Source organism: Kitasatospora sp. NPDC032150 (assembly GCF_055579945.1).
On record NZ_JBVIMH010000012.1, the window covers coordinates 200,970 to 208,428 of the forward strand.

A 7,459-nucleotide genomic window follows, 5' to 3' on the forward strand; every position below is an offset into this window, starting at 1 on the left:
CGGGCAACAGTCCGGAACTGCCGAAAGTCCAAGCCCGTGCCGCCGAGCCGCATGCACCGCACGAGCGGCGTTTCCGGCGTCACATCGACAGCAGCATCGCGAACATCCCGACACCCATGGCCAGCCGGCAGGCCCGGGAGACGCCGTCGGCCGTCCCGGTGCCGCCCGCTGCCACAACCGTCCCTGCGGTCAGCAGCCGGCTGCCGCTCCAGAGTGCGTAGCAGCCGAAGTAGAGCAGCAACGCGCCGTTCAGAAGCGGCAGTCCGGACGGCGCGGCGTGGTGGGCGTGTGCGTGGTCGTGCGCCGGCGCGTCGGCCATGGCGAGCGCCATGTACGTCATCGCGAGCGCGCCTATCCCGTGGTGCAGCCGGTGCGCGCGGAGGGCCGGACCGCCGCGGCGCAGTGCCGCGAACACCTGGGCGGCGGCGAGCAGCGCGAACAGCCAGCCCCAGAGAACGCCCGGGTGCAGGGCCATGCCTGCCATGCCGATGCCCATCAACGCCTCAGTGGCCTCGGTCCGGTGGCCGGTGCGGCGGCTGGTGCCGCCTTGAGCGGCGCAGGACGGAGCTGGTCCGCACAGGCGGACCAGGCAGTACCCGCTGGACGCGAGGGCCAGTGCAGCCAGTAACCAGGTGACGAGGGCGGGTCCGTGCATCGGTGCACCTCTCGGCCGATCACGTTGTTCCCGTCCACGATCACCGATCAGGGGTGGGCGTAGCAGGGCGCGTGCGGGGGCGCATAGAGGTGTTCGGGCCTGTGGCCCACGGGGCAACTCCCCCCCCCGGGAGCGCGGGAGACCGCGCGGGTCACCGGATGGTGCGGAGCGGTTCGCCGGACAACTCGTCGGTGGCGAGGGGAAGCGCGGCTCGCGCGGTTCCCCTCGCCAGCCGGGTTCCCGGAGGGTCAGGGCGCGAGGCGGCCGGTGGCGACGATGCGGCTGAGGAACCGACGGGTGCGGTCCTGCCGCGGGTCGCCGAAGACCTGCTCGGGCGGGCCCTGCTCGAGGACGACCCCGTTGTCCAGGAAGCAGACCCGGTCGGCGACTTCGCGGGCGAAGCCCATCTCGTGGGTGGAGAGCACCATGGTCATGCCCTGCTCCTTGAGGTCGCGGACCACCGCGAGCACCTCACCAACGAGTTCGGGGTCCAGCGCCGCCGTGATCTCGTCCAGGAGCAGCAGCCGCGGCCCGGTGGCCAGGGCCCGGACGATGGCGACCCGTTGCTGCTGCCCGCCGGAGAGCCGGTCGGGGTACTCCCCGGCCTTGGCGGCCAGGCCGAGCCGGTCGAGCAGTTCCCGCGCCCGGTCCTCCGCCTCGACCCTTCGCACTCCGTGCACCCGGCGCGGGGCGAGGGTGATGTTGTCCAGCACGGTCATGTGCGGGAAGAGGTTGTACGCCTGGAAGACCACGCCGATCCGGCGCCGGACGCCGTCCTGGTCGGCGCGCGGGTCGGTGATCTCTTCGCCGTCCAGGAAGATCGCGCCGTCGTCGATCTCCTCCAGCAGGTTGGCGCAGCGCATCAGCGTGGACTTGCCGGAACCGGAGGCGCCGATCAGCGCGGTCACCGAGTGGGCGGGTACCGCGAGTTCGACGTCGCGCAGTACCAGGTGGCCGCCGAAGCTCTTGCGGACGGCCTCCAGCCGGAGCACGGGCTCGGTCATGCCGTTCCTCCCTGGTGCCGGCGGCGGTTCATCCGGGCCGTCGTCCAGTCGGTGAACCGGGTCATCGGGATGGTCAGGACGATGAAGACCAGTGCCGAGACCAGGTAGGGCGTGTAGTTGAAGGTCTGCGAGGTGATGATCTTCGCAGCGTAGACCGCGTCGATCACACCGCCGATGGAGACCAAGCCGGTGTCCTTCTGCAGCGAGATCAGGTTGTTGAGCAGTGGCGGCACCACCCGGCGGACGGCCTGCGGAAGCACCACGTACCGCATCGTCTGCGCGTTGCTGAGGCCCAGCGAACGGGCGGCGGCGCGCTGACTGGGGTGCACCGACTGGATCCCGGCGCGGAACACCTCGCAGACGTACGCGGAGTAGGTGAGCACCAGGGCCGCGCCGCCGAGCAGCAGCGGGTCGGTGGTCACCCCGGTCAGCCGTAGTGCGGGCACGCCGGTGATCATGATCAACAGGCAGATGATCATCGGCAGGCCGAGGAAGAAGTCCACGTACGCGGCGGCCAGCAGCCGCACCGGCAGGAAGACCGGCCCGCGCAGGGTGCGCAGCACCGCCAGCAGCAGGCCGAAAACCAGGATCAACACCCCGCAGACCGCCATCAGTTCGAGGTTGATCCGCAGGCCCCTGAGCACCTCGGGCAGTGCCTGCCAGGCGTAGTGCGCGTTGAAGAAGGTGTCCCGAGTGCGTTGCCAGCCAGGCGAGTTGACCACCACCAGGTAGAGCACCAGTGCGGTGCCGGCCGTGCTGAGCGCGGCGATCAGCGCCGAGTTCCTGGCCCGCCGCCGGTGGTACGCCTCACGGGCCAGTCGGCGGGCGGACGGACGGTACGGCTCGTCCGCACCGCCGCCGTCGGACAGTTCGCCCGCCGCCGTACGGGCGGTCACTTGAGCACCGGTACCGAGACGGCGTCGGACAGCCACCGCTTCTCCAGCACGGCCAGCGTGCCGTCGGAGCGCAGCCCGTCCACCGCCCGGCTGACGCAGCCGGTCAGCGCGCTGCCCTTGTCCAGCACCAGGCCGAACTGCTCGGCGCCGCTGCCGCCTTCCAGCTGCCCGACCACCTTCGCGTCGGTGATCTCGGCATCGGTGATGTAGAGGGCGGTCGGCAGATCGACCACCAGCGCGTCGATCTGACCGTTCTTCAGCGCTGCCTTCGCCAGATCGTTGTCGTCGAAGGCGGCCGGCCCCTGGCTGGGCTTGATGAGGTCGTTGATGCTCGCCAGGCTCGTGGTGCCGACCTGGGCGCCCAGCTTGGCGCCCTCGAGGCCGGCCAGGCCGGCGGCGGACGCGAACCTGGAGCTCTTCAGCGCCACCACCGCCTGCCGCACGTCGTAGTAGCCGGAGGAGAGGTCCACCGACCTCCTGCGGTCGTCGTTGATGGAGACCTGGTTGATGTCGAAGTCGAAGTCCTTGGCGCCCGGCGCGAAGGCCTTGTTGAACGGGCTGACCACCCAGCTGACCTTGTCCTTGGGGTAGCCGAGCCGGTCCGCGACGGCGTACGCCACGGCGGACTCGAAACCGTTCCCGTTCTCCGGCCGGTCGTCGTCGAACCAGGGGGCGTACGCCGGCTTGTCGGTGCCGACGGTCAGCGTGCCCGCCTTCCTGGTCGCCAGCGCGCCCTTCGCGCGCCCGGCCGCCGTTCCCGCCGGAGCGGTGGCCGCGGCCGAGGAGGCGCCGCCGGCGCCCGCGTCCTGCGGGGCGCAGGCGGTGAGCACCGAGGCCGCGACGAGCAGTGCGGCGAACGGCGCCTGGCGGGCGGCACGCGAGCCGAGGGCATGGACCATGGCTGGACTCCAGGAGAGGGCGAAGAAGCGGGATCACGGACGCGTGCCCTCGGGACAAGGTGCCCACCGCGCGCGGTGAACACACCGGAAGCTCCCGGTGGCGGCGCTGCGGGGCGCGAGGCATGGTCGGCGTACGGCACCGTCTCCGCGGTGCCTCCCGGACCGGCTTCAGCGGCGACAGCAGCGGTCGTGCGCGCGGCGACAGGAGCACACCCCGAGCAGGTCGCGGTGGCAGGACGCCACAAGATCCGCCGGGAGCATGGCGGGAGGTTCGCACCCCACCGGGACGTCTGTCCACAGCCGTTCGCCAGATGTCCGGATGCCGGACAGCCGGCACCTTCGCATCCTTCCCCCGCCGCCCCCTCTTGAACAGGAGAACCTTTCGAACCTATGGTGTCCGTGTCGAAATAACTTCTGTCGAAGTGAGTCTCAGATGCAGAATCTTTCGCCTAGGCTCGCTGTAGCGGCCGACCTTCCCGCAGCGACCTCGACCACCGAGCCCACCGGCCACGCGGCCAATCCCGCCTGGCTGGGACTCAAGGACGCCGTCGAGGCCCTGCGCCCGCTCCAGTCGAAGGACGGCTCCATCGACCTCGCGGCCGTCCAGCGCCACACGGTCGACCCGCTGATCGACACCGTGCTCGGGGCAATCGAAGAGCTCGCCCCGCTCTTCCCGCACGACGCGGAGTACCTCATCGCGGTCCAGGCCGACCTGCGCAAGTGGGCCGACACCGGCTACCGCGAGCCCGACTTCCTCGACTCGCTGCTCGCCTTCCAGCCCGCCGCGCAGCGCGCCGACGGCCTCGAGCACCTCGTGGTCTTCCCGATGTACACCCAGAACGGCAACCCGAACCGCAACCTCGAAGCCGTCCTGCTCAAGGTGGTCTGGCCCGAGTGGCTCGCCGAGCTCGAGCGCACCCGGTTCGACAACCCGATGTTCGTGCCGATCACGTTCACCGACTTCACCGCCGGGTACGACACCAACTCGGCCGTGCTGTTCCCCGAGACCGTGGCCGTCCGCAAGGCACCTGAGCGCTTCACCTGGGGCGGCATCTTCTGCGACCGCGAGGCCGCCCGCTTCCGCGCCGTCTCCACCAGCGCCGTCGAGCTGCTCGGCCTGGACATCCCGGCCGACGCGCAGGAGCTGCTCACCGACCAGGAGCGCGCCCAGCAGACCTTCGTCCTGTGGGACCTGGTCCACGACCGCACCCACAGCCACGGCGACCTGCCCTTCGACCCGTTCATGATCAAGCAGCGCAGCCCGTTCTGGATGTACGGGCTCGAAGAGCTCCGCTGCGACCTGACAGCCTTCAAGGAGGCCGTCCGCCTGGAGGGCGAGGGCTACCCGCAGGGCCGCGACGTCCAGTACGCGATCCTCTTCGACCGCCTCTTCCGCTTCCCGGTCAGCGGCGACCGGGTGCGCAACTACGACGGCATGGGCGGCCAGCTGCTCTTCGCCTACCTGCACAAGCACGACGCGCTCCGCTGGCGCGACAACCGCCTCAGCATCGACTGGGCCCGCGTCGCCGAGGTCACCAACAAGCTCTGCGGCGAGATCGAGACCCTCTACCGCGACGGCATCGACCGGCCCAAGACCGCCCACTGGATCGCGGCCTACCAGCTGGTCTCCCGCTACCTCACCCCGCACCCGGCCTCCACCTGGGCCAAGGGCCCCGAGGCGCTGCCGCTCGACATCGCCGACGGCAAGGCCCTCAACAAGGCGCTGTGCGACGCCGTCCTGGCCGACGAGTTCCCGCTGTCGATGTTCTACGAGGCCCTGAGCAAGAAGCTCAGCGGTGTGATCGCCGCCACCGCGGGCATCACCGGCGCCGGCATCCAGGGGGCCGCCGCGTGAGCACCCGACTCGAGGGCAAGGTCATCGCCGTCGCCGGGGCCAGCGGCCTCGGTGGTCCGGCCGTCGTCCGCCGCCTGGCCGCCGACGGCGCCACGGTCGTCGCAGCCGACATCGACCAGCAGCGGCTCGACTCGCTGGTCGAGTCCATCCGTGTCGCCGTGCCCGGCGCCAAGGTGACCGGCCAGGTGATAGACCTGCTCGACCCGCAGGAGGTCCACGACTGGGCCGACCACCTGGAGGCCGAGCACGGCCACGTCGACGGCCTGCTCCACCTGGTCGGCGGCTGGCGCGGCAGCAAGACCTTCTTCGACAGCCGCATCGACGACTGGGACTTCCTGCACGACCGCGTGGTGCGCACCCTGCAGCACACCTCGCTGGCCTTCCAGCCCGCCCTGGTCCGCAGCCCGGCCGGCCGGTACGCCATGGTCTCCGCGGCCGCGGCCCACAAGCCCACCGCCGGCGGCGCCGCCTACGCGGCAGCCAAGGCCGCCACCGAGGCTTGGACCCTGGCCATGGCCGACTCCTTCAAGAAGGAGAGCACCGCCGACGACGGCGAGCCCACCGCCGCAGCTGCCATCCTGGTGATCAAGGCCCTGGTCAGCCCCGAGATGCGTGCCGAGAAGCCGGAGGCGAAGTTCGCCGGCTTCACCGACACCGCCGACCTGGCCGACACCCTGGCGGGCCTCTGGGACCGCCCCGCAGCAGAACTGAACGGACAGCACCTGTGGCTGACAGCCCGATGAACACCACCGGCGTCTTCGCCGGCGCGACGGACGCGGTACGGCGGCACGATCCCGCCGTCCGCGGTTTCGCGAGCGACAACTACGCGGGGGTGCACCCCGAGATCCTCGCCGCGATAGCCCTGGCCAACGAGGGCCACCAGATCGCGTACGGCGAGGACCAGTACACCGAGCACCTCCAGACGGTCTTCCGCAAGCACTTCGGCGACCGCGCCGAGGCGTACCCCGTCTTCAACGGCACCGGCGCCAACGTCGTGGCCCTGCAGGCCCTGCTCCCGCGCTGGGGCGCGGTGATCGCCGCCGGGACCGCCCACATCAACGTGGACGAGTGCGGCGCCCCCGAGAAGATGGGGGGCATCAAGCTCCTCACCATCCCCACCCCGGACGGCAAGCTCACCCCCGAGCTGATCGACCAGCAGGCCTGGGGCTGGGGCGACGAGCACCGTGCCCAGCCGCTCGCCGTCTCCATCACCCAGAACACCGAGCTCGGCACCTGCTACACCGCCGAGGAGGTCCGGGCGATCTGCGAGCACGCCCACGAGCGCGGCATGCTCGTCCACATGGACGGCTCGCGCCTGGCCAACGCCGCCGCTTCGCTGGACCTCCCGTTCCGCGCCTTCACCACGGACGCGGGCGTCGACGTCCTGTCCTTCGGCGGCACCAAGAACGGCCTGCTCTTCGGTGAGGCCGTCGTCGTCCTCAACCCGGACCGGGTCCGCGACATCAAGTACCTGCGCAAGATGTCGATGCAACTCGCCTCGAAGATGCGTTTCGTCTCGGTCCAGTTCGAGGCGCTGCTCACCGGAGACCTCTGGCTGCGCAATGCCGGCCACGCCAACGCGATGGCCAAGCGCCTCGAGGCCGCCGTCCGCGGGATCGACGGTGTGACCGTCGTCCGGCCGGTCGAGGCCAACGCGGTCTTCGCCGTGCTCCCGCGTGAGGTCAGCGAGCGCCTGCAGAAGCGCTACCGCTTCTACTTCTGGGACGAGCACACCGGTGAGGTGCGCTGGATGGCCGCTTTCGACACGACCGAGGCCGACATCGACGCCTTCGCGGCAGCGATCGCGGAGGAGATGGGCCGGGTCTGACCAAGCGGCCAGGCTCGTCGTCGCCCCTGTCCGGGACCCGTGGGGGGCTCCGGGCGGGGGCGATTTGCTTGTCGGGGACCGGACCCGTAGAGTTCCGGAGTCGCACCGAGCGGGGCGGCGAAAAGCGAGTCCGATGGAATTCGGTCCGGTAAACGGAGCGGAAAGCATCTGATAAGCTGGAAACACGAAAGAACGAAGCGCCCGGAGGGTCCGCTGGAAGGCGGCCTGAAGGAAGTGTCCGTTCCTTGAGAACTCAACAGCGTGCCAAAAGTCAACGCCAGATATGTTGACATCCCCGGCCTCGGATCCTTGTGGTTCGTGG

7 protein-coding genes are annotated in these 7,459 nt (G+C 70.5%); 3 read left to right on the plus strand and 4 right to left on the minus strand.

Going from position 1 to position 7,459, the window contains the following annotated elements; translation table 11 throughout:
* Positions 1–79: 79 nt before the first annotated feature.
* The 4 genes from ACZ5ON_RS16935 to ACZ5ON_RS16950 form a co-directional block, all read right to left on the minus strand.
* Positions 80–655, minus strand: a complete 576-nt coding sequence (locus ACZ5ON_RS16935) for a DUF5134 domain-containing protein (RefSeq protein WP_465592317.1) — start codon at positions 653–655, stop codon at positions 80–82.
* Between the two features lie 248 nt (positions 656–903).
* Positions 904–1,659 (minus strand): amino acid ABC transporter ATP-binding protein, encoded by a 756-nt coding sequence (locus tag ACZ5ON_RS16940; protein ID WP_465592320.1) that lies wholly within the window; start codon positions 1,657–1,659, stop codon positions 904–906.
* Complete coding sequence (locus ACZ5ON_RS16945; protein WP_465592323.1) at positions 1,656–2,555, minus strand: amino acid ABC transporter permease; 900 nt, start codon at positions 2,553–2,555, stop codon at positions 1,656–1,658. The genes ACZ5ON_RS16940 and ACZ5ON_RS16945 overlap by 4 nt, the downstream gene beginning before the upstream one ends.
* The gene (locus tag ACZ5ON_RS16950) at positions 2,552–3,454 is read right to left on the minus strand and encodes an ABC transporter substrate-binding protein (protein ID WP_465592326.1); all 903 of its coding nucleotides are present in this window, start codon (positions 3,452–3,454) and stop codon (positions 2,552–2,554) included. Before ACZ5ON_RS16950 ends, ACZ5ON_RS16945 begins: the two co-directional genes overlap by 4 nt.
* A gap of 433 nt (positions 3,455–3,887) precedes the next feature.
* Between ACZ5ON_RS16950 and ACZ5ON_RS16955 the strand changes: the two genes are divergently transcribed.
* Genes ACZ5ON_RS16955 through ACZ5ON_RS16965 form a run of 3 tightly spaced genes read left to right on the plus strand, consistent with a single transcriptional unit; the run spans position 3,888 to position 7,137 of the window.
* Positions 3,888–5,309: a DUF6421 family protein gene (locus ACZ5ON_RS16955; protein WP_465592329.1), complete on the plus strand. Its 1,422-nt coding sequence runs from the start codon at positions 3,888–3,890 to the stop codon at positions 5,307–5,309.
* The gene (locus ACZ5ON_RS16960) at positions 5,306–6,052 is read left to right on the plus strand and encodes an SDR family NAD(P)-dependent oxidoreductase (protein ID WP_465592332.1); all 747 of its coding nucleotides are present in this window, start codon (positions 5,306–5,308) and stop codon (positions 6,050–6,052) included. The genes ACZ5ON_RS16955 and ACZ5ON_RS16960 overlap by 4 nt, the downstream gene beginning before the upstream one ends.
* On the plus strand, positions 6,049–7,137 hold the full coding sequence (locus tag ACZ5ON_RS16965) for a threonine aldolase family protein (RefSeq protein WP_465592367.1): 1,089 nt from the start codon (positions 6,049–6,051) through the stop codon (positions 7,135–7,137). Before ACZ5ON_RS16960 ends, ACZ5ON_RS16965 begins: the two co-directional genes overlap by 4 nt.
* Positions 7,138–7,459: the final 322 nt, after the last annotated feature.

Excerpts from the sequence above, each read along its gene's own strand:
- ACZ5ON_RS16935 (WP_465592317.1), bottom strand. The coding sequence starts at position 655 with ATGCACGGACCCGCCCTCGTCACCTGGTTACTGGCTGCACTGGCCCTC.
- ACZ5ON_RS16940 (WP_465592320.1), bottom strand. The coding sequence starts at position 1,659 with ATGACCGAGCCCGTGCTCCGGCTGGAGGCCGTCCGCAAGAGCTTCGGC.
- ACZ5ON_RS16950 (WP_465592326.1), bottom strand. The coding sequence starts at position 3,454 with ATGGTCCATGCCCTCGGCTCGCGTGCCGCCCGCCAGGCGCCGTTCGCC.
- ACZ5ON_RS16955 (WP_465592329.1), top strand. The coding sequence starts at position 3,888 with ATGCAGAATCTTTCGCCTAGGCTCGCTGTAGCGGCCGACCTTCCCGCA.
- ACZ5ON_RS16965 (WP_465592367.1), top strand. The coding sequence starts at position 6,049 with ATGAACACCACCGGCGTCTTCGCCGGCGCGACGGACGCGGTACGGCGG.